Origin of the sequence: Bacillus sp. FSL M8-0277 (assembly GCF_037975305.1) — a bacterium.
Lineage (GTDB): Bacteria > Bacillota > Bacilli > Bacillales > Bacillaceae > Bacillus > Bacillus pumilus.
This window is the reverse complement of the sequence record NZ_CP150255.1, coordinates 288,667-310,627: the sequence shown is the minus strand read 5'-3', so window position 1 is coordinate 310,627 and position 21,961 is coordinate 288,667. Positions and strand designations below refer to the sequence as shown.

The window sequence follows — 21,961 nt, the reverse complement described above, 5'->3', positions numbered from 1 at the left end:
TTTTCTATTTACTAGTATATACGATCTACGTTCAAGATAGGTTTCAAACAGATGATATTTTTTTAACGAAAGATCCATGTTGAAAATGGTTCATGTCGTAAATGAAGTGTTTCATGTGAAACATTGTCGAAAATTCTTGTCCACAGCTCTTGCTGATAAATAGTGTATTGATGTGGTTTCATATGTTGATATAGAAAAGATAAAGCATGAGATCAAAGGATAAACCCTTTCGTTTCCTTCCATCCGTGGATTTCTTTATACTTATATCCAACGTATTATCGAAAGGATGTTGATGATGCCATCACTTCACATATTAGATCAAGTCGCTATTCCTAAAGGTCAGACAGCGCAAGAGACATTGATTCACACAACGCAGCTGGCTCAGCTTGCGGAAACGCTTGGGTATGAGCGTTATTGGTTTGCTGAACACCACAGCACAAGAGGGCTCGCTAGTACAGCACCTGAAATATTAATGGCACATATTGCTGCTCATACATCGACCTTACGTACCGGGTCTGGCGGCATTTTACTTCCGCAGTACAGCCCCTTGAAAGTAGCAGAGGTCACGCGGCAGCTTGAGGCTCTGTATCCTGGACGAATTGAAATCGGTGTCGGTAAATCTCCGGGCGGGATTGAAAGGACGAGACTGGCTTTGACAGACGGCGTGCATAAAGACCTGTCTCAGTTTGACCGCCAGCTGAAGGATCTTCTATTTTACTTATCAGACAGCCTGCCTTCTGGGCACCCGCATGCAGGGGTCAAGGCTTCTCCGCTTGTTGATGCTCGTCCTCCAGTTTGGCTGCTTGGTCTAGGAGAAAATAGCGCCATGCAGGCAGCGGAACTTGGGATCAACTATATTTTTGGTCACTTTATCCACCCTGCACGTGGCAAACAAGCATTTGAGACGTATCGGTCTCACTTTTCTCCATCTGTCTTTTCCACCCAGCCGCACGCTATGTTTGCCGTGTTTGTCATTTGTGGTGAAACCGATGAAGAGGCCGAACGGATCGCCAGCAGTACAGATTTATGGCTGCTGCGTGTTGAAAAAGGACTAGATAGCCGCGTACCTTCTATAGAAGAAGCCAGTACCTATCACTACACCTCGCAGGAAAAGAAAAAAGTGTTACTAAACCGCCAGCGGATGATCGTCGGCTCAAAGGCAACGGTGAAAGAGCAATTACTTAGCTTGATGGACCGCTATCAAACGGATGACATCATGATTTTAAACAATTCATTTGATCCGATCGAAAAACAGCGCTCCTTCAAACGAATTGCCGAATTATTTTGAAGACAAAGGGCTAAAATAAAATCATTTTAGCCCTTTGTCAACGATCTGAAATGGGAAATGTAACATCAAGATGTCAAAATCCTTCCGCCTGTCATCTGATCGCAAATGTGTCTTCTAATCGTTAGCGAACTGTAAACGCATAAGGGGTGTACCTTTTATATAGTAGAGGTACATATGAAAGACACGTTTACGACGCTAGAAGGAAGGAGATGACAGGCCATGAATAAGAGACTCGAATGGGTCGATGCAGCTAAGGGGATTGGTATTCTGCTCGTAGTCATGGCACATGTGCCCATTCCAGATCCGCTCAAGCAATTCATTTACTCTTTTCATATGCCGCTTTTCTTTTTACTATCAGGCATGATGTTTCGATCATCCTCACGCCCTGCTCTGTCATTTATTCAGAAGAAAGCCAAGAGCTTACTCTTGCCCTATCTCTATTTCTCCATCATTACGTATGTTTTCTGGTTCACCGTTACTCGTTTTTTTGCCTTTAAGGGACAAACGGATATTGACCCTTTCGTTCCGTTTACAGGTATTTTTATATCCAATGCAGATGAAGCTAGACTCACGCATAACCCAGCCATCTGGTTTTTAACGACGCTCTTTTTAGTGGAAGTGATCTTTTTCTTTATGCACCGTCTGACAAAAGGGAAACCTGCTGTCTTGATCTTACTGACCGTCCTTTGCGGAGGTGCTGGATATGCCTCAACCTTGCTTTTAGACCAAAGTCTGCCGTGGAATGCCAATGTCGCCTTGACGGCTGTTGTGTTTTATTCAATCGGATTTTTGACAAAGCAATGGTTTGTGGAATTAAAAACAGACCCAACCCTTCTTCTTTGTACAGGTCTGCTTGTACTGACGGCTTACATGCAAAGCTTTAATTCGCGGATTGATATGCGCGTGAATGACTATGGTGATCTTTTTCTTTTCTATGCATGTGCGTTGCTCGGTTCAGCTGCTGTGATTTATTTAAGTTTCAAATTCAAAACGTCCCCTATTTTGACGTATCTCGGACGAAATTCCATTGTTATTCTTGTCTTGCAATTTGCCGGCATCGATATCATGAAAGCATTTGTTTATTATGGACTTGGCATCAATATTGCAGATACAGCGCAGCTCTCTTGGACTCTCTTTTACACGATCGGAACATTGCTGCTTATGGTGCCGTGTATCTCCTTCCTGAGCAAGTACCCGATGCTGCTCGGCAAACCAGCCAAAGCCGCACACCGCTACGAACAAAAAACATCCGCCGGCTAATTGGGCGGATGTTTTTTTGGATTAATCATTGATTTGAGAAGGGTAAAGCGTCATTCCTCCATCTACAAATAAAGTGGTGCCTGTGATATACGAAGCTTCCTTAGATACGAGGAATGCAGCAGCGGACCCAATCTCCTTCGGTTCACCAAATGCTCTCATCGGAATCTTTTCAAGCTGCTTTTGTTTTTTCTGTTCATCCTGCAAATCATCATTCGATTCGGTCGCCATTGTACCTGGTGCAATTGCATTGATCCGAATCCCTGCTTCTGCATAATCAAGAGCCAGCGTTTTTGTCATCATGTTCATTCCGCCTTTGGAAGTGGAATAGTGAACATTGAACGGGCGCGGTATTTCCTGATGGACACTGGATATATTTAAAATAGACCCTTTGATGTCATGCTCCATCATATAGGCAATTGCGACCTTTGCCCCTAAAAAGGCGCCTGTGATATTGACATCAATGACTTTTTGCCATTGCTTGAGCGTCATCTCATGCGGCATCGCTTCTTCACCATTAAAGCCTGAATTATTGACGAACACATCGACTGTTCCGAAATGCTCCAGTGCTGTATCCATGATGGATTGAATTCCTTCCTCTTTGGAGACATCTGCGTGTACTTTCACCGCCCTACCTCCGCGCTGCTGAATGGCTTGGACCGTTTCTTCAGCACCCTCTTCATCACCTTTATAGTTCACAACCACATTCATCTGCTCTTGTCCAAATCGTAATGCGATGGCTTGTCCGATTCCTTTTGAAGAACCTGTGACAATGGCTGTTTTCCCTTTTAAATCTTGATACATCTTTATTTCCTCCTATCACGTGCTTCATCTTGTTGATACACAATGGTTACCCATTTTGAAAAAAAGAAAAACACAATCCTCTGCAATCGTTGACTAAGAGGATTGTGCTGTTCATCAAGCTAAAAGGTGTTATAGACATTTTCACAAGTTTCAGCGGTTGGCTGATAAAAGCAATGAGACTTATACCTTGCCACAAACGGCTGATTGTACCATGTCGGTGGACAATTACCAGGCGGCTTAAAATACCAAAGGCTGAATTTTGCTGGCCAAAATCGTTCTCCGTTAATATTCCTCCGTGCAAGTGTTTTTTCTGTTTCTCGTGCTCGTTGATAAAAATAACCATGCGTGACTGCTTCAAATGCATGCTCCTGATAAATCATTTGTGGAATCGTACGCAGCCCTTTAAAGTCAGAGCAGTTGGCACGCAACCGGTTGATGCCCACATTTCCTACAAGCAGCATCCCTTGCTTCCCTTCACCTTCTGCCTCCGCTCTCAGCAGTCTGGCCATGAGGTCAATATCAGAGCTTGTCGCTCTTACCACTGCCATACATCCACCTCCATTCGTTTCTCTTTTATTTTATGTAGGGTTTCTGTGTAGATGACTGCCATTTTGAAGGGAAAAGACACATTCCGTGTCGAGAGCCTGTCTAAACACCTCAACATTTTGCTGGACATGTGTCTCTCTGCCAACAACACACAAACCTAGTGATCATGCACATTACAGGAAAAAATATTCATTACTATAGACTCACTTACAAGTCATAAAAATCCTTCTAATTGCGACATCAGCATCAAAAACAGTCATTTGAACCTATTCAACAATCCGACTCAAAACCTTAAAATATAAAATATTGAGTTTTTACAGGAGACATCAAATCATATTTTACAAGTTTCTCCTTTCAACTTAGTGTCATTTTTACTACTTGAAGCTGTGCGACCTTAGAAACGCACTGAAGTATTGACAGTACTTTCGCTTCATTCTACAGTAAAAAACATACAGTATTTTTCTTTTTGTGCAAAAAGAATGATATGAACTAAAGCTTTTCAATGAAATTCATCATAAACCCGAGGAGGAAAACACGTCATGTTTAAAAAGAAATTATCCCTGTTTCTTCTGATCTTATGTGTCACTGTTGTCGCTGCTGCTTGTAGTGGTGGAAAAGAAAAGTCAGCTGCAAAGGAAAAAGATACAAAATCTCTTGATGCAGCAGAGGTAAAGGTAGAAAGTGCTGAGTACACATTACCACCTCAATACGATACATCTGTACAGGATGATCAGTATGTACTAAAAGTGAACGTATCTGTAAAAAATATCAGCAAAGAGCCTCTAAATGTTGATAAAAGCAACTTTACGCTTTACCAAGATGACTCACAGGTGTCTACGATCTCTCCAGATGACTACAATGAAGTATTATCTTCAAGCTCTCTAAATGCAGACAAAGTATCAAAAGGCGGTCTTTTCTTTGTTGTTGATAAAGACAAAGACTATCAGCTTGTGTACAATGAGCCAGGTAGTGGTTCTAAAAAAGATGACAAAACACTAGAATTCGATATTAAAGGTAAAGACTTAATGAAAAAAGCAGATACACTTCAAGCATCTGCAAAAGCCCTTTCTTCTTATATTGATGTCATGATTTTCGGTAAGAATAACGACGAGTTCGAAAAACTAACAGGTGATAACAAATCAACTGTTGTCAACCAATTTGATAAATCATTCAAACAAGGCTACATCACGTCATCAGGTATTTCTTCTAGCTCAGCGAAGGACGAAAACCTTGATAAGCTTCTAAAAGCTGTGAAAGAAACATTAGCTGAAAAATCAAAAGTATCAACAAAAACAAAAGCGATCAGTGGTGATAAAGCTGTTGTGACTGTAACTCTTACACCAATTGATGCAAGCCCGCTTGTCGATCGTTTAAAAGAAAAAGCGACTGAGTTCTACAGCAAAAACCGTTCAGCTTCTTACGATGAAGCTCAAAAATACCTACTCTCGATCTACCCAGAAGAGTTCAAAAAATTAGGACCATCATCTTCTGAAGAAACAGTAGAAGTCAACATGAAGAAAAATGACATCGACCAATGGAAACTTGATTTGAACGATTACAAAACAAGCTCATTAGTTGAAAAGTTCATCAAGAACTAAGGAAAAACCCCCGATGCCGGGGGTTTTTTGTTAACGTTTTTCGTTTGATCCTATATTTAATTCCGAATTACAGCACAGAAAGCAAGATACGGTCTATTATGAAGAATTTTCTTTTACAGCTTCATACTCTTTTATCACTTCAACCGGATCAACCGCATCCTCCTCTTGTCCGTATTCCTCTACATAAGGATCCATTAATTTCTCAAACTTTTGCTCATCGTCTACTAAAGCAACATACGTTTCATATCCTTCAAAATCAGATGGATATAAATGTGCAACGGAACTACCCGTTTCTAATGCCTCATCTATCGCTTTTCTTAATTCCAATAACCCTTTCCTGTTTCCCAAAATAAAAGCTTCAAAATGGTGTGTTTGTTGAGCATATATATTACATAGCTCTAGCACATCATCGTCTTCTGTTTGATAAGACATAAACGAATCACCTCTTTAAATAAATTAGGATAATAATGTAAGTTCCCCCTTCCATTATGCCATTCCTTTCACCCGATCGTGAATCTCTTTTATATAAATCTCTGGATATAAAAAACTTGCAGATAAAATCTACAAGTTTTTACTTTCTTTATTTTGCAAGCATCCATTTCTCTTGCATAAACAAGCTTCTCACGATGACAAACAAGATGACGACTGCGAGGGCTGAGGAGCCGAGTGTCAGAGTGACGGCCATCGGATCAATGATTCCAAACATCAATTGCTTACAGAGCGCATGAATATTGAGGAATGGGACAGCAAAGTAATACGTATCTAGCTGCGTAGCACCTGCTCTCATGGTAAAGAACATTGGGATCACACCTAATGTAATGATCATGGACATGTACGATTGCGCTTCTTTCACTGAGCTTGAAACGACACTGAGTAGCAGTTCAATCATCGATACCATGAAGGAGAAGATGATGAGCGCCGCAAACATGACGCCGATAATACTCCACATTTGATCACCAAAGTTCAGTGCTTGTTTTAGCTTTTCTGTAAAGAGCAGCGTGGATAGTAGCAGCATGCCGATCGCCACAATTCCACTTAAAATCCCGAACATGGAGACAGCCAGCCATTTTCCGATGAGAATTTGGAGTCTGCTGGCAGGTGTCAGGAACAACGCTTCAATGGATTTTCGGTCTTTTTCACCCGCTACAATATCAAGCGCAGCTGGCAAAGCACCTGAGATGACGGAGGTCACCAAAATCATTGGAAGAAGAATCGACAAAAGCATAGAGGTCATGCCATTTTCTCCTTCATCGCCCTCTTCTACATCAACAGCCTGCACCTGAAATGGATGAACAACAGACGTATTGATTTGATCAGCGGCTAAACGCTTTTCTACGACTTGGTTTTGATACTGCTCCAGTAAGGATTGCAGCATTTGAACCGTTATCACCGAATCATCATCTGTTGTGTACCCATGAATTTTAATCGCAAATGATTGTTGATGCTGAAGCATGTCGTCTGCCTCTTTCGGCATTTCCAGATAAGCATTCGCCTTTCCATCTTTGACAGCTTGCTGCGGGTCATCAAATGTTTCAAGTGTGAGGTTTTTGACCTCTTTGATCATTTGATTCATTTCAGTTGGAAGCTGTTCATTCACTGCGACCGTATAGGTTTCATTTCCTGGATCTGCAATCATGCTTTCATAAAAGAACACCAATCCAAGCATCGTCAAAAGAGGTATCAGCACTGTTAAGAGTAGCGTTTTTCGGTCTCTTAGCGCATCTGTCATTTCTTTTAAAAATACGGTTTTCCACATTATGAAATCCCCCTAGCGAGCTTCGACATAAAGATATAGTTTAAGTCATCACTTTGTTCCTGTGTATATAATTCTGGAAGTGTCCCTTTATACACAAGCTCTCCTTGATGAATCATCATGACACTGTCACAAAGCTGGCTGACTTCTTCCATGATGTGGCTTGAAAAAAGGATGGTTTTATTTTGCTGCTTGAGCTGATGAATAAAGTCTCTGAAAATATTACTTGATGTAATATCCAAGCCTGTTGTCGGCTCATCAAATAAAATAATGTCAGGATCATGAATCAAGGTTCTGGCAATCGCCACCTTTTGTTTCATTCCTCTTGAGAATCCTTTCACCTTTCGATCCACATATTGTCTCATCCCAAAACGCTTTGCCAAATCCTCTATTCTTGCTTTGATTTCATGCTGATCTAAGCCATACAATTTGCCAAAGTATTCAAGGTTTTCTCGTGCCGTTAAACGATCGTAAAGCCCCGTCTCACCGCCAAACAAGACACCAATTCGCTTTTTCACTTCCGTAGATTCTTTCACCGTATCAAAGCCTGCGACAGTGACTGATCCGTGCGTAGGTTCTAATAATGTGGCTACGGCGCGTAATAATGTGGTCTTCCCTGCACCATTTTCTCCTAGGATGCCAACGACTTCCCCTTCCTTCACGGAGAACGTCATATGTTTCATCGCTTTCACGACTTTTTTCTTATCTTTAAACCAGCAGCTGCAATCGCTGAGAGTAATCATGTGGTTCGCCCCTTTCAACTTTCTAAGTCTATGATAGAAAAAATAAAGCTTCCCTGACATAAAAATGTCGCGAAACGTCCTTTTTCTGTCTTGAAATGATCTATTTTAAAAAACAAATGATAAAATAGACAAATAATACGATGAGTCATAGGTGATTTTTATGATAAAAGTAGGTCTCGTTGACGATTACCGAGTAGATTTAGAAAAACTGCATGCCATTGTAGGCAGAATGGAGACTGTGGAGATTGTCTTTGTCACGCAGTCAGCAGAGGATGCATACGAGAAGGTCAAAAAAGGAGATATTGATCTGTTGTTCGCAGACATTGAAATGCCCGGAATGTCCGGTTATGAATTAGCGGATCTCATTCACTCTCATGCACTGAATGTCGATGTTGTCTTTGTGACAGGAAACAGCGGATATGCGGTCCATGCGTTTGATTTAAATGTTCACGATTATATTATGAAGCCCTACCAAGCCGATCGAATTGCCAAATCCTTAGAACGCTACATGTCCACCAAGCAGGAGAAAAGCATTCATGGACGGCTTCTCATTAAACAGCAGTCAGATATTCATGTGCTGCAAAAGAAGGATGTCATTTTTGTTGAGCGAACAGGCAGGTCAACCACCATTGTCACAACAACAGGAGATATCCAAACATATCAGACACTAAACGAGTTAAAGGGCGATCTAGCTGAAAAAGATTTTATCCGCTCTCACCGATCGTTTATCATCAATATTCATTACATTAAGAACTTCTCGGCGTATGCCAAAAATTCATTTATCGTGTCTTTTGAAGGTACAGATAAAAAAGCCATGATGACCAAGCAGCAATTAGAATATTTTAAGAAATATTATTTTTAAGGAGAACGAACGTGAACGCTTTCTATCTTGGATTCCGCATGTATGCTCTCATATGGCTAGGTCTTGCGTTTCATGCAGCTGCTGAAGCTATTCTGCCGCTATCATCAGGAGTGCTGTGGCTCCTCACTTTTTGTGTGATTTGTCTTTATACATTTTTCATATACAAAAGGTTTTTGCCTCATGTGAGTGGTTATGTGATGTTGGGCGCTTTTGTGCTCTTTACCTGTGCAGGTCTTTCCCTTTTTCTGACGCAAGGAAATGGATGGAGCTCTCTTTTAGTTTTGATCATCATCATGACAACAGATATCCTTTCATTGAAGATGATGCAGACGGAGAAACGATTAAACGGGCGGCTTCAAGAGCTGATCAATGCAGAATCAAGAACCAATGAATTGCTGCTTGAGCTGCGCAGTAAACATCATGAAACAGCTAGACATTTAAATGCCTTTTCCGCGTCGAACGACGAGCACGAGATCAAGGATTTGATTCAGCAATACGTAAAACATTTCCCTTGGATGAAAGGAGAAAATGCCTATTTGGCCTCAACCCTGCATTCCTTTTTTCAACGGGCTGAAAAAGAGGACATTGCCCTTTCTCTAGACCTTCAAGCACCTTTTTCATCGCTTCCCTTTTCTAAGGCGGATCAGGTTAGTTTCACTGGAAACTTGCTTGATAATGCCCTAGACGCAGCGATTGAAGCGAAGCAAGCCGGGAAAGAGGGCAGCATCTCGATTACGACCTCTATTCGGAGCGGGCTCTTTTTAATCCATTGTGAGAACAGCACAAAAGGAATGGAAAAACACGTGTTAGACCATTTGTTCAAAAACTTTGGCCGCTCGACAAAAGGCGGGGATCATCAAGGAATGGGGACTTATATCATTCATCAGCTTGTTGAAAAGGCAGACGGTACTCTTGATTTCACTTACCGTTCTCCACATTTGCGGCTTGTCATCAAAATCCCTCTCACGATGTCATAAAAAAAAGGTGCAGCTAAGCACCTTTTTTGATTAAGAGAAAATGTGGTCAATTTGATTGATTTCCTCTTTTGTTAATTGAACTTCGTTTGTTTTTAGGTTTTGCTGAACTTGCTCAGCTCGTTTTGCACCTGGAATAATGGCGTCGATGCCGTCCTGTGCTAAAAGCCAAGCGAGTGCGACGTGTGCCGTTTCGGCGTTCTTTGATTGCGCAATTGCCTTCAGCTTGTCTACTTTTTCGAGGTTTTGAAGGAACGCCTCGCCTTGGAAAAGCGGATCTTTTGCTCGAATATCATCAAATGTCGCATCCTTCGTAAATTTACCAGTCAACAAACCTGACGCCAACGGGAAATACGGAATAAAGGAAATACGATGCTCGACGCAGTATGGGAGAAGATCCTGCTCTGCCTCACGTTTCAGCAAAGAATACTCCGACTGAAGCACATCTAAGTAGCCATCTCGATTAAAGGCTTGAAGCTGTTCAAAATCAAGATTTGATGCACCAATGGCCCTGATTTTCCCTTCATCCTTCAATTCCTTTAATGTGCCTGCTACTTCTTCCAGCGGTGTCCGGCCGTCCGGGAAATGCATATAGTATAAATCAATATAATCTGTTTGCAGTCGTTTCAGGCTATTTTCGACCTGCTCTCTTAAAAAGTCTCGGCTGTTATCCAATTCAATTTGTCCGTTTACTTCTTTATGAGCCCCCTTTGTCGCAAGGACAAGGTTTTCTCTACCGCCTCTTTTGGCAATAATCTCACCAATCAACTCCTCTGAACGGCCCAGCCCATAAATAAAAGCAGAATCTAAGAAATTGACACCTTGATCAAGAGCTGTCTCCACAAGCTCTCGTCCGGCATCTTCACTCAGGTTCGGGAACAAATTATGTCCACCTACCGCATTCGTACCAAGCCCTATCGGATTCACCTGTAAATTAGTTCGTCCAAGCGTTACCTTTTTCAAAAGTTCATCTCCCTTATCTGCTTAATCATCCTTATTTTCCCATGAATCCTTTCCAACATTCAAGTATCCTGCTCTCTGAAGCACCAACACCCTCACTTCAAGATTTTTACGTAAAAAACATTTAAAACCGATAATAAATCTACAAATTAATTCTTATTAACCGGTATATTAGACTTACGCATTTCCTTTTATTATTGGCTTTTGTGTAAATTCCTTTCAAAGATAGGGACTAAAACCTATTCCTCATCATGATTGAATTTCGATAGAATGAAAAGTGCAAATCGTCATAAGGAGATTTTCCCCTGTAACACCCGAATATACCATCCTATCTGTTTCTTTTTTCATAGTCAGATAGCGGGAATGAAATGACGAAAGAAAAGCAAAGGAGCATCAACTGTGAATCTTAAAAAAATAAGTGCACTCCTCATGATTTCGTTCGTGATGATCATCTCTGCAGCTTGCCAGAGCTCAGCAAAATCAAGCAACACTGATCAAAAATCAACAAAAACAGCAGAGGTAAAAGTCGATAGCTACGAATATACGTTACCAGAAGACTCAACAACTACGCTAAGAGACAATGAATTGGTGCTAAAAATCAACCTGACGATTACAAACAAAGGTGACAAAGCTCTATCATTATATAGCTCTGACTTCTCCCTTTATCAGGACGATGCCAAAGTATCTGATTTAAAATTTTACGGCAGTAAAGACCGTCTTGACCTTGGTTCATTGAACAAAGGAAAATCACAATCAGGTGCTCTTTATTTCCTAGTAGACAAAGGGAAAAAATATCAGTTCGTGTACCAAGACAGCATCAAGAAAAACAGTGATTCGATCGAAATCGACCTAGATGGAAACAAAATACTGGATACAGCGAAAAAGCTGGATAACCCTGCAAAAGCGCTATCCGCTTATACGGATATCATTGTATTTGACAAAAAGAACGATCAATTTGCAGATTTAACAGGTGACAACCAATCCGATGTCGTGAATAAATACCACGATATGTTCGTAAAAGACTTCAAAAGAACTGCCGGCATGTACGGCAATGAAGTAAGTGACCGTGATATTCTGTCGATGTACAAACGGATTCAAGACACCATGAAGGATAAAACCAAAGTAGAAACAAGTGTAAAAACCATCTCTAATGACGAGGCGAAGGTTGTCGCTCAAGTAACAGGCATTGATGCTTCTAACTTAAAAGACAAGCTGGACAAGCAAAGAGACGAGTTTTACAACGGCAAGATCCGCTCTAAAGAAGAATTGTATAAGAAAAGCTTAAACTTGTACGCATCTGAATTCGAAAAGCTTCCTCCAGTCTCCAGCCCGGCTGAATACGAAGTGAAAATGAAACGTAATGGGGATGGTCAGTGGAAAATTGACCTTAACGATTACAATACATCGCAGTACATGAGCGGTTTTATTAAAACAAGATAATCATGAACTAAAAAAGACGCTGGCCCAATGAAGGTGCCGCGTCTTTTCTGATGCTATACAGTCGCCTCTTGCTCTTCTTTCACCGCTTTTTCAATATCTTTAAAACGGCTCGATACAGTAGACGCACTAATGCCATACTTTTTCGCTATTTGCGCTTGAGAAAGCGGGGCATCGCTTGCAAGTGAATGAATGTAATATTCGATTCCCGCAGCAAATGATGCTGCTTTACGGATCACAGGTGATTTCTGATCACAATAGGCTTTCCACACAGTTAAAGCGCCATCAGTCAAGCTTTGGTCCCCGTGTTCCTTCATTCCGTCTTCAATCAGCTTAGCTGTTTCCAGTTGAACGTCATTTGCCCAGTCCATGCGATCTGCTGTTAGACCTGTATCGCCTTCTGTTTGAGCAGATGTTTCTGATTCTTCTACTTCTTGCTTTGCAAACATGCACTTCAACACGTCAGGGAATGATTCTCTCATAAATGTGCTGCGCGTTCCTCCATTTGCCTCAAATGCTTCAACAAGCTGACGAACTTGAAGAAGAAGCGTATCTGTAAACTCTTTCGCAAACATCGTATATTGAATGAAAAACTCTGCTTTTTCTTCAAATTGAACAGGGAATCCAAGCACGAGACTTCCCTTTTCAGGCAGCACTGTTTGATCCGGTTTTACATCTACTTCAACCTTTTCAGCTGTCACCATATTCTCAAAGTAAAGAGACTCGTCCGTTTTTTCATTTAATAAAAGCAAAGATGGCTCCATGTCTGTCCATGATTGAACCACTTGTTTTGTTTTCGGACGGGTAATATCCTCCGCTTTCTTTGTCAGGAATTCTTGGAAGATGGTTTCTTTCTGATCCGTTAATGGACGGAAGAAGATGCCCCATACACTCAAATGAAAGACTGAGATTTGTTGCGTTTCTTTATCCATATCTGCAAGAAAAGAAAACTCATTAATGAATTGATTGATGGCTTTCTGATGTTTAGAGAATGCGTAATTCATTAAATCCTTTTGAACTTGTACAGCTTCCTTAAACACAAGCTCAGACGTTTGTTCTCCGCCTGACTTTTGACCACAGCAATGTTTATATTTTTTTCCGCTTCCGCAAGGGCAGAGCGCATTTCGTTTAATTTTTCCCAAAATAAAACCTCCGACATTCTAGTCTAACCTCACTATTTTAACAAACGATTGCACATGAGAGTTTTATTTTCAAGAAAAAAGAAAAATCAGAATGATCAGTTAAATAATAAAGATACTTGAAGATCACAACAGATCATAGGAATAGCGGTCTTTTTCTGTTTATTTTCTCCAATCATTCCAATAGATTTTCTTCAGCTCATTCCCTCAAATAACTGTTTTGCTTCAAAATAAAAGATTTGAACAAACTTCTTCGTATTGACTCTGCCAGTTGATCCTGCGGATGAAGAGGTCTTCTGCATTTCTTTCATTCTTTGGCTGACATCGGTAAAGTCAAAAAACTTCGACGCATAGTGCTCAAACTTAGGATTCGAGAAATCTGTTAATCCTAGTGAAGCAAAATGATTCAAGGAATGATGAATAGCGCGTCTAATCCGCTGCTCTGCCGCTTTCACTTCCCTCATCACTTCTACATCGGTCGCCCCATGATCCAGCTTCCTCTCCGCTGTTTTGATAAAGAGCTGCTTTAGTGGCGGGAAATTAACCTCATGAGAATTGGCTGACTGTGTTTCATGTAAGTAGATCAGGATCTCAAGTAAATCCTTAGAACCACTCTCTCCGACAATTCCTAGTTCGGATAAGAGAAATTCCCCCGCCTCTTTCATCGTCCTTTTCTTCAACCCATTGCCCGTTGTATCATGAGAAATCACAGGCTCTAGTGGCAGCACATGGCGAAGGGAAGCTTGAATATCGTAAATCGATTTCTCGAGTTTGATCCGTTCTATGACTTTTCGAATCACACTGACGATCTCAATTCGATTGACAGGTTTATGAATATAATATTCGATCCCTAATTCATAGGCTTCTGCCATCATCTCTTTCGCCTCTACTTGGGAAATCATCATGATTTTACCTTTGAATTCAGGGTGAATATGACGAATCGTTTGAATGCCATCTCTAGCAGGCATTAAAAGGTCTATCAGAAGGATGTCTATTTTTTTTAGGTTCAATGAATGTGCTTCTAATCCCACTCCGTCATCGGCTTCATCCACGACCTCTCCCAAATCTTCATCTTCTATGATTTGACCTAAAATCGAGCGTATTGCACGATCATCATCTGCAATGAAAAATCGCATACACTCACCCTCTCTGTATTAAATTTTGTATAGGAAGGAGTAGCTGAAAAGCCGTTCCCTTTGATTCTCTTTGTTCGATTTTAATTGTACCGCCAAGCTCTTTAACCAGCTCTTTCACATAGGATAAGCCAATCCCAGTTGATGGTGTTCCATATGCATCAAATTTAGAAGTATAGCCTGGATCAAATACTATTTCTCTCATTTTTTCAGGAATCCCCGGGCCATCATCTTCAATCCGAATCTCTATTTTATCATGACTTCCTTTCAATACGAGTGAGATCATTCCGTCATCCTTTATGGCTTCAACCGCATTTGCCATTAAATTATTAATGAGCGATAAGAAAATGAACACATGATAATCATGCAAATGAATGCCTCTTATATCAGATGTAAAGGAGATGTTTTTCCCTAGAGAGAGCGCATACTTTTCTTGAATGCGAAGGACAATTTGAACGAGCTCTTCCGCCTTCATATAGTCTTGCATATTTTCCTTAGAAATCAGCTTCGAAAGCCCAGCATAAATACGTTGATTGTCCTTTTTCACCTCATGGATTTCTCCTGCGAGCTTCAACAGCCCCTGACTCACTTTCTTCCCTGCTTCGTGTTCATGCAAGAGACGATAAAGCCTGTATGATTCTTGCGTAATATGCTCTGTATGTTTTAACGTTTTCTTTAAATGAACCGTTTCTTCATATAAATTTGAAATGACCATCATCATATGCTCATTTTGTTTCATGATCTGCTTCTCTCTTGATTGTGCCTCATACAGCTTCATCATATTAAAAAAGCTGATTACGACAAAGCTGTGAGCAAACGCAATGAGAAACATATCACTCAGCTTTGATAGCGTCATCGTCGTATCAAACACTAAAAATTGTACAAACAGTTCAACAAAATCAGCCACTAATTCAATCATGAGACCAATGATCCCAATAAAAATAGAACGCTGTTTAAAACGTCCCGTACGGACGGCAAAGAACAAGAAAGCATATGTAAAATAAAAAAAGAAACTTGGGAATTGCTGATAAAATGATGTAGCGAGATCAGCATGATGCTGCATCAGATCTAAACCTACTCGAAAAAGCACAATGGCTGCACCTGTTAAAAACCCGGGCAAGAACGGTCTAGATTTCCTTAAGAGTAATAAACAAAAGAAAAACGCAGGTGCCCCAAAGCTGATCCGGAACGTTTCATTCACAGGATAAAACTTCAGTTCTCCTGCAAGCGGCACAATAACCACCATAAAAATTAATATGAATGCGTCTTTTTTAACAAGCTGGTTTAAACTCAAATGACTGACATCCCTTCCCCTTTTTGCATAGCCACAGTATACAAGGAGACTCTTTTCTTCACAACGTACAAAAAAATAATTTTCACGGCTCCTTCTTTCCTCAAAATCCTTTTTTATGACTATTCACCGAGGCGCCATGGTGACCTTTCAGCTATTCAGCATTTTGGTGATTGTCTACAATAATGGGAATTGTTTAGACAATGATCGACAAACCGATTTTTATTTGTAAGTTTTTCTGTAGATTTTCGTCAGATTGTGTAGTTTCCAAGATAAATTGAATGAACAATTTTAGTGAAACTATATGTAAGCGTTTTCTGAATTTTCACTAAAAACCCTTTTTGTTTTTTCGCCGCCAAAGCCTTCATTTCAACATATATTTAGGTGTAAAGGAGTGGTACAAGCAGCGCATGACAAGTTCTTTGAAGATGTGTAACATGTTTTCGTGCCTATTTGATCGCATTTTTTGTCATCCGCCAATTCAATAGGGTACTTTTTGATTTTTGATTGGAGGAATCGTATGAAAACAGCAATTTCTAATAATACACAACACGCATGCCAGTCTTCTGTTGATCAATGGGCAGAAGAAATACGTCCGTATTACAAAAATGGACAGAATGCTGGCTACATTCCAGCACTCGGAAAAGTGAATTCCTCTCAACTTGGTATCAGCGTGATAGGCCCAGATGGATCATCTGTACGATATGGTGATTGGGACGTTCCCTTTACCCTGCAAAGTATCTCAAAAGTCATCAGCTTTATAGCTGCCTGTTTAGGAAGAGGCGTACCATACGTCTTGGATCGGGTAGATGTAGAGCCAACTGGTGATGCATTTAATTCCATCTACCGTCTTGAGATGCATAAACCAGGGAAGCCCTTTAATCCAATGATTAATGCTGGAGCTATTACCGTATCCTCCATCCTTCCCGGAAAGACTTCTACAGAAAAGCTAGCATATATTTTCGATTTAATCGAAAACTTAATAGGTAAGCGTCCCTCTGTTAATGAAGAGGTTTATCAATCAGAATGGGCAACTGCGCACCGCAACCGTGCTCTTGCTTATTACTTAAAAGAAACCAATTACTTAGAATCAGATGTCGAGGACACATTAGAAGTGTACTTAAAGCAATGTTCCATCGAGGTTACAACAGAGGACATCGCCTTGATTGGGCTGATTATATCAAGTGATGGCTATCATCCCTTTAAACAGGTCCAAGTCATTCCAAAGGATATCGCAAGACTAACAAAGGCATTGATGCTGACATGCGGCATGTATAATGCGTCTGGTAATTTTGCTGCTTTCGTAGGCGTTCCAGCCAAAAGTGGTGTGTCTGGAGGAATTATGGCTTGCGTTCCGCCAAGCGCAAGAAGAGAATTCCCATTTCAAACAGGCTGCGGAATCGGCATTTATGGTCCCGCCATTGACGATTGCGGAAATAGTATTACCGGTGTCATGATGCTGAAAAAGCTCGCAAAAGAGTGGGATCTCAGTATTTTTTAAAATGAACAGTCATGAATTCGAAGAGGTGATGTTATGAACGAAAAAGCTTTGCTATCTTATTTAACACATACAAATGATTTTATTTGGACTTATATTGTCATTGCTCTGTTACTTGGAGTTGGTGTCTACTTCACATATAGAACACGCTTCCTGCAAGTGAGAATGATTAAAGAAATGGTGCGTGTCCTGAAAGAAGGAAGAAAAGAAAAAGAAGGGATATCACCGTTCCAAGCATTTGCCATCAGTATGGCGGCACGTGTAGGAACAGGGAATATCACAGGGATTGCCATCGCCATTGCAATTGGTGGACCTGGCGCAATCTTCTGGATGTGGATCGTAGCCATTATCGGTTCTGCCTCAAGCTTTGTTGAAAGTACATTAGCCCAAGTGTATAAAGTGAAAGATAAAACAGGATTCCGCGGTGGACCTGCTTATTACATGGAAAAAGGGTTAAACAAGCGTTGGATGGGAATTTTATTTGCGATTCTGATTACAATTTCTTTTGGAATCGTCTTTAATGCGGTGCAATCAAATACAATTACTGTCGCTTTTGAAAACTCCTTTGGATTAGACCGTTTAACAGTCGGTATTGTGATGGCTGTTATTTTTGCAGCAATTATTTTCAAGGGAATCCAAGCCATTGCAAAAGCTTCTGAATACATTGTCGTTGTGCTGGCTCTAGCCTATATCGGAATTGCATTCTTTGTTATTGTGACAAATATCACTGAACTTCCTGGTGTCATCAGTACGATTGTGAAACACGCCTTCGGGTTTGAACAGTTTGCTGGTGGAACATTAGGCGGCGCATTATTACAAGGGATTAAACGCGGTCTTTTCTCGAATGAGGCTGGTATGGGTAGTGCACCTAACGCAGCAGCAACAGCTGTGACAAGTCACCCTGTAAAACAAGGATTAATTCAGGCGTTTGGCGTGTTAACAGATACATTAATTATTTGTACAAGCACAGCCTTCCTTGTCCTGTTCTCTGATGCATACAAAACAACGAACTTGCAAGGAATTGAATTAACACAGGCTTCACTCAGTCAGCACATTGGACCATGGGCCTCTGGATTCCTTGCTATCATGATTTTCCTATTCGCCTTTAGTACATTAATCGGTAACTATTACTACGGCGAAACGAACATTGAATTCCTTGGAGCCAACAAAGTTTGGCTTAACATTTATCGAATTGCCGTTATTGGAATGGTTCTTTTCGGTGCAGTTGCTACTGTTCCTCTCGTGTGGGGTCTAGCCGATCTCTTCATGGGACTCATGGTCATCGTCAACCTCATCGCCATCACCATGCTGTCTAAGGTCGCCTTTGCAGCATTGAAGGATTATACGAGACAGAAAAAAGAAGGCAAGGATCCTGTCTTTTATAAAAATGTCGTTCCAAACAATGAGAAAATTGAATGCTGGGACGACGAACCTGCTTCGTTGAAAAAGAATCGAATCGGTTAAATCAAAAAAGCTCTGGTCCTCTTGGGACTGACCCCATAAGATGAGACAAATAAAAAACACCTTCAAGTTTGAAAACGGATCGTTGTGATCCGAAATAAAATATGGAGGTGTTTTTTCTATGGGGACAAGAGTGAGTTTCCCCCTCTGATCAGAGCTTTTTTCTTTAGTTCAAAAATTCGAGTATGAGTTTGTTCACCACTTCTGGTTTTTCATGATTGATCCAATGAGAAGCATCATCGACAAAAATTAGTTGTCCATTTGGGCAAATCTTCATCGTTTCCTTCGCCAGCTTTCTGCTTAAAAACTTGTCCTCCATCCCCCAGATCATGCGAACAGGTACTAAAATGCGCTTTGATATCGGCTTTTCAAAGCCGCCCTTTTTGATGGCGCGGTACCAATTCAGCATTGAGGTCATGGCACCTGGCTGCGTCCAAGCCAGCTTATAGCTTGATACATCTTCCTTCGTGAACAAATGGGGTCTTGCAGTCAGCCCAATGGCTTCATCCAGCTTTTGAAAGTGATTTTCCTGAAGAGCTGCCTCTGGCACATTCGGAAGCTGAAAGAATGCGATATAGGAGCTCTTCTTCCACTGCGGGGGATAAAATGGAAGAACCTTCATCATCACCCGCGGATGCGGCATGTTGACAATGATTAGTTTCTCTACATATTGAGAACGTGTGGATGCCAAATGCCAAGCAACTGCTCCGCCCCAATCATGACCACCCACAATCGCCTTTTGATTCGGACTAAGCGTCTTAATCAGCCCTACGATATCATCTCTCAGTTGATCTAATACATAGGATTCAATTCCTTCTGGTTTATCACTTAGATGGTAGCCCCTTTGATCAGGAACGACGACACGATAGCCTGCCTCGGCTAGGGGCATAATTTGGTTCTTCCAGCCGTACCAGAACTCAGGAAATCCATGCAGCAGTATAAGCAGCGGGCCATCCTCAGGTCCAGCTATTGCTGTGTGAAGTGTTACACCATTTGTTTGGATTGATTGAAATTCAATTTGCTCCATCCCTTTGCCACCTTTCTCCTTGTTCTTTATTCTTCCAACATAGCATATTTCCCATTTTTCAGAAAATAAAAGCACTCCCAAAAAAACCTTCACGAAGGTGAAGGGCCAGATTGTTGACAAAGGGCTAAAATGATCTTGATTTTAGCCTTTTGTCTTCTTTTCAGCGTGATAGAAAACCTTTGCAGCCCTAGAAAGGACGAGTACTGGCGCGGAGCGAATTTGTCATTCGTCACCAGCACGCAGGACTGACACCGAATGCGAGGGTTTGTCTACACGCTGAACCTTCACGAAGGTGAAGGTCTTGGTTTATTTCATATAATTCAGCACCCAGATCAACCCATTTTTACGGTCCTGTACTTGCCCGTGAAGGGCGCCAAAGAACGTATCTTGTAATTCGACCAGTACATCTCCATCAGCTTCTAGCGCTTCATATACAGCCTTTAGTTCTTCTTCATTGTCAAACTGCATAATCAACCTGAGATTCTCGGGCTTTGGTGTGCGGTCAAACGTATCTGAAAAGTGAAGCAGCGATTCTCCAAGGTGCAGTTCTGCATGCAGCACACGGTCTTGATGTTCATTTAAAATATGAATATCACCGCCAAAAATCCCTTGATAATATTGAAGAGATTCCTTCACATCGTCTACCACAATATAAGGACTAACACTAATCATACCCCTCATCCTCCTCTTGTTCCGTCCATCTTCTCTTTTATAGCTTATCCCAAATCGTATGAAAAAAGGCACAAATCGTCAACGGATTTGCACCTTTTTCTCATGAAGATTTCGCTAATTCACTATGTTTGTTTGAATACGCTGCGTACATGACAACACCGATTAACAGCCAAACACCAAAGTAAAGCCACGTCCGGCCTGGTAAGTTGAACATAAGGAACAAGCAGCAGCCCATTGAAATAATCGGCAAGACCGGCACAAATGGAACCCGGAATCCCCTCTCAAGCTGCTGATGTGTCTTTCTCAAAATGAGGACAGATAAACTCACCATTGCAAACGTCAATAAAGCACCGATATTCGCTAAATTGGACAAGTCCTTTAAATCAATAAACCCTGAAATAACAGCTGTCATGCCGCCAATCATCCATATGCTTGCAACAGGCGTATCGCTTTTGTTTGTTTTCGAAAACACTTTCGGCAAAAGACCATCTCGTCCCATCGCATAGGCAATTCGAGTTGCTGCATAATTATTGGCGAAAATCACAGCCATCAATCCAATGACCGCACCGACAGAAATAATACCGGCTACACTATTTTGATGTACACTTTGCAAGACATAGGACATCGCCTCTGTGACATTCAGTTTTGTATAGTGCACCATACCTGTCATAATCAAACAAACGACAATGTAAATGATCGTGCAAATGAGTAATGAGCCAATAATGCCAATTGGCAGGTTCCGCTGCGGATTTTTCACCTCTTCTGCAGAAGCAGAAATCGCATCAAATCCTAAGAAGGCAAAAAACACAGCAGCAGCACCAGCAATGACGCCTTCTGCACCAAACGGCATGAACGGCTGCCAATTGGATGGCTGTACATAAAACCCGCCTACTACAATGAAAAGAACAATAATACCGAGTTTCACAAACACCATGATATTATTGAATTTTTTACTTTCCTTCGTTCCTCTAGATAAGATCCACGCAATCAGTAAGGCAATGATGATGGCTGGCAGATTCATATATCCGCCTTGTTCAGGTCCCGCTAAAAATTGATGGGGAATCGAAATTCCAAACCCCTCAAGCAAGCTGTTGAAATAGCTCGACCAGCCACTGGCGACAGCTGAAGCAGTCAGCATATAAACGGACAATAACGTCCATCCCATTAGATGCCCGACAAGCTCACCCATCGTTGTATATGAATAAATGTACGCACTGCCGAATACAGGCAGTGCTGAAGCCATTTCTGCATAGCAAAGTGCTGCCAAACTGCACACAATCGCTGCGATGGCAAAGGAAAAAATGACAGCCGGCCCTGCATCCTTAGCCGCTGTGATTCCGGTTAACACCATGACCCCCGTGCCGATCACTGCCCCTATACCAAGGAGCGTGAGATCGAGCCCGCCCAGCGTTTTCTTTACCTTTTGCTGCCTGCTCTGTTCTAACAAATCGTGAATGTGTTTCTTACGTAGAATATGTCGCAAACCCTTTCCCTCCAAAACGTTAGAAAAACAAAAAA

At 41.3% G+C, this 21,961-nt stretch carries 20 protein-coding genes; 8 read left to right on the top strand and 12 right to left on the bottom strand.

The window, feature by feature from the left end:
* Positions 1-295 precede the first annotated feature (295 nt).
* Both MKZ05_RS01720 and MKZ05_RS01715 read left to right on the top strand, forming a co-directional pair.
* Positions 296-1,288, top strand: coding sequence for an LLM class flavin-dependent oxidoreductase (locus MKZ05_RS01720; RefSeq protein ID WP_310427431.1), 993 nt, complete (start codon positions 296-298; stop codon positions 1,286-1,288).
* 219 nt (positions 1,289-1,507) lie between these two features.
* On the top strand, positions 1,508-2,548 hold the full coding sequence (locus MKZ05_RS01715) for an acyltransferase family protein (protein WP_339161114.1): 1,041 nt from the start codon (positions 1,508-1,510) through the stop codon (positions 2,546-2,548).
* Between the two features lie 21 nt (positions 2,549-2,569).
* On the opposite strand, the gene MKZ05_RS01710 is transcribed toward MKZ05_RS01715, so the two are convergent.
* Entirely contained in the window at positions 2,570-3,349 is a 780-nt protein-coding gene (locus MKZ05_RS01710) for a glucose 1-dehydrogenase (protein WP_335365101.1), read from the bottom strand.
* 119 nt (positions 3,350-3,468) lie between these two features.
* The gene (locus MKZ05_RS01705; protein ID WP_003217242.1) at positions 3,469-3,897 is read right to left on the bottom strand and encodes a cell wall hydrolase; all 429 of its coding nucleotides are present in this window, start codon (positions 3,895-3,897) and stop codon (positions 3,469-3,471) included.
* A gap of 537 nt (positions 3,898-4,434) precedes the next feature.
* Between MKZ05_RS01705 and MKZ05_RS01700 the strand changes: the two genes are divergently transcribed.
* Positions 4,435-5,493: a DUF4352 domain-containing protein gene (locus tag MKZ05_RS01700; protein WP_003217128.1), complete on the top strand. Its 1,059-nt coding sequence runs from the start codon at positions 4,435-4,437 to the stop codon at positions 5,491-5,493.
* A 96-nt stretch (positions 5,494-5,589) separates the two neighbouring features.
* Here the strand turns inward: MKZ05_RS01700 and MKZ05_RS01695 are convergent, their stop codons facing one another.
* The 3 genes from MKZ05_RS01695 to MKZ05_RS01685 form a co-directional block, all read right to left on the bottom strand.
* Positions 5,590-5,925, bottom strand: coding sequence for a hypothetical protein (locus MKZ05_RS01695; RefSeq protein ID WP_106032914.1), 336 nt, complete (start codon positions 5,923-5,925; stop codon positions 5,590-5,592).
* Between the two features lie 148 nt (positions 5,926-6,073).
* Positions 6,074-7,249 (bottom strand): ABC transporter permease, encoded by a 1,176-nt coding sequence (locus MKZ05_RS01690; RefSeq protein WP_339161110.1) that lies wholly within the window; start codon positions 7,247-7,249, stop codon positions 6,074-6,076.
* Positions 7,249-7,989, bottom strand: coding sequence for an ATP-binding cassette domain-containing protein (locus tag MKZ05_RS01685; RefSeq protein ID WP_339161108.1), 741 nt, complete (start codon positions 7,987-7,989; stop codon positions 7,249-7,251). The genes MKZ05_RS01690 and MKZ05_RS01685 overlap by 1 nt, the downstream gene beginning before the upstream one ends.
* Positions 7,990-8,149: 160 nt before the next feature.
* On the opposite strand from MKZ05_RS01685, the gene MKZ05_RS01680 reads away from it, so the two are divergent.
* Positions 8,150-8,851: a LytTR family DNA-binding domain-containing protein gene (locus MKZ05_RS01680; protein WP_050943318.1), complete on the top strand. Its 702-nt coding sequence runs from the start codon at positions 8,150-8,152 to the stop codon at positions 8,849-8,851.
* Between the two features lie 11 nt (positions 8,852-8,862).
* Entirely contained in the window at positions 8,863-9,828 is a 966-nt protein-coding gene (locus tag MKZ05_RS01675) for a GHKL domain-containing protein (RefSeq protein ID WP_226804611.1), read from the top strand.
* Between the two features lie 30 nt (positions 9,829-9,858).
* Here MKZ05_RS01675 and MKZ05_RS01670 read toward each other — a convergent pair whose 3' ends face one another.
* Positions 9,859-10,788, bottom strand: a complete 930-nt coding sequence (locus MKZ05_RS01670; RefSeq protein WP_034620710.1) for an aldo/keto reductase — start codon at positions 10,786-10,788, stop codon at positions 9,859-9,861.
* Between the two features lie 396 nt (positions 10,789-11,184).
* Here MKZ05_RS01670 and MKZ05_RS01665 point away from each other — a divergent pair, with 396 nt between their 5' ends.
* A complete protein-coding gene (locus MKZ05_RS01665) occupies positions 11,185-12,225 on the top strand; it encodes a DUF4352 domain-containing protein (protein ID WP_339161105.1) in 1,041 nt (346 codons plus the stop codon).
* Between the two features lie 53 nt (positions 12,226-12,278).
* On the opposite strand, the gene MKZ05_RS01660 is transcribed toward MKZ05_RS01665, so the two are convergent.
* From MKZ05_RS01660 to MKZ05_RS01650, 3 genes are all read right to left on the bottom strand, one after another.
* Positions 12,279-13,364, bottom strand: coding sequence for an SEC-C metal-binding domain-containing protein (locus MKZ05_RS01660; RefSeq protein ID WP_339161103.1), 1,086 nt, complete (start codon positions 13,362-13,364; stop codon positions 12,279-12,281).
* Between the two features lie 191 nt (positions 13,365-13,555).
* Positions 13,556-14,497: a response regulator gene (locus MKZ05_RS01655; protein ID WP_137055203.1), complete on the bottom strand. Its 942-nt coding sequence runs from the start codon at positions 14,495-14,497 to the stop codon at positions 13,556-13,558.
* A gap of 4 nt (positions 14,498-14,501) precedes the next feature.
* A complete protein-coding gene (locus MKZ05_RS01650; RefSeq protein ID WP_339161101.1) occupies positions 14,502-15,788 on the bottom strand; it encodes a sensor histidine kinase in 1,287 nt (428 codons plus the stop codon).
* A gap of 517 nt (positions 15,789-16,305) precedes the next feature.
* Between MKZ05_RS01650 and MKZ05_RS01645 the strand changes: the two genes are divergently transcribed.
* Together MKZ05_RS01645 and MKZ05_RS01640 are read left to right on the top strand one after the other, a co-directional pair.
* A complete protein-coding gene (locus MKZ05_RS01645; RefSeq protein WP_008342152.1) occupies positions 16,306-17,286 on the top strand; it encodes a glutaminase in 981 nt (326 codons plus the stop codon).
* Between the two features lie 33 nt (positions 17,287-17,319).
* Positions 17,320-18,747 carry an alanine/glycine:cation symporter family protein gene (locus MKZ05_RS01640; protein ID WP_003216901.1) on the top strand — a complete coding sequence of 476 codons (1,428 nt, stop codon included), beginning with the start codon at positions 17,320-17,322 and terminating at the stop codon, positions 18,745-18,747.
* 163 nt (positions 18,748-18,910) lie between these two features.
* Here MKZ05_RS01640 and MKZ05_RS01635 read toward each other — a convergent pair whose 3' ends face one another.
* The 3 genes from MKZ05_RS01635 to MKZ05_RS01625 form a co-directional block, all read right to left on the bottom strand.
* Complete coding sequence (locus tag MKZ05_RS01635) at positions 18,911-19,771, bottom strand: alpha/beta hydrolase (protein WP_034620713.1); 861 nt, start codon at positions 19,769-19,771, stop codon at positions 18,911-18,913.
* 306 nt (positions 19,772-20,077) lie between these two features.
* Entirely contained in the window at positions 20,078-20,443 is a 366-nt protein-coding gene (locus MKZ05_RS01630) for a VOC family protein (protein ID WP_003217104.1), read from the bottom strand.
* A gap of 100 nt (positions 20,444-20,543) precedes the next feature.
* Positions 20,544-21,926 (bottom strand): amino acid permease, encoded by a 1,383-nt coding sequence (locus MKZ05_RS01625; RefSeq protein ID WP_137055199.1) that lies wholly within the window; start codon positions 21,924-21,926, stop codon positions 20,544-20,546.
* Between the last annotated feature and the right edge of the window lie 35 nt (positions 21,927-21,961).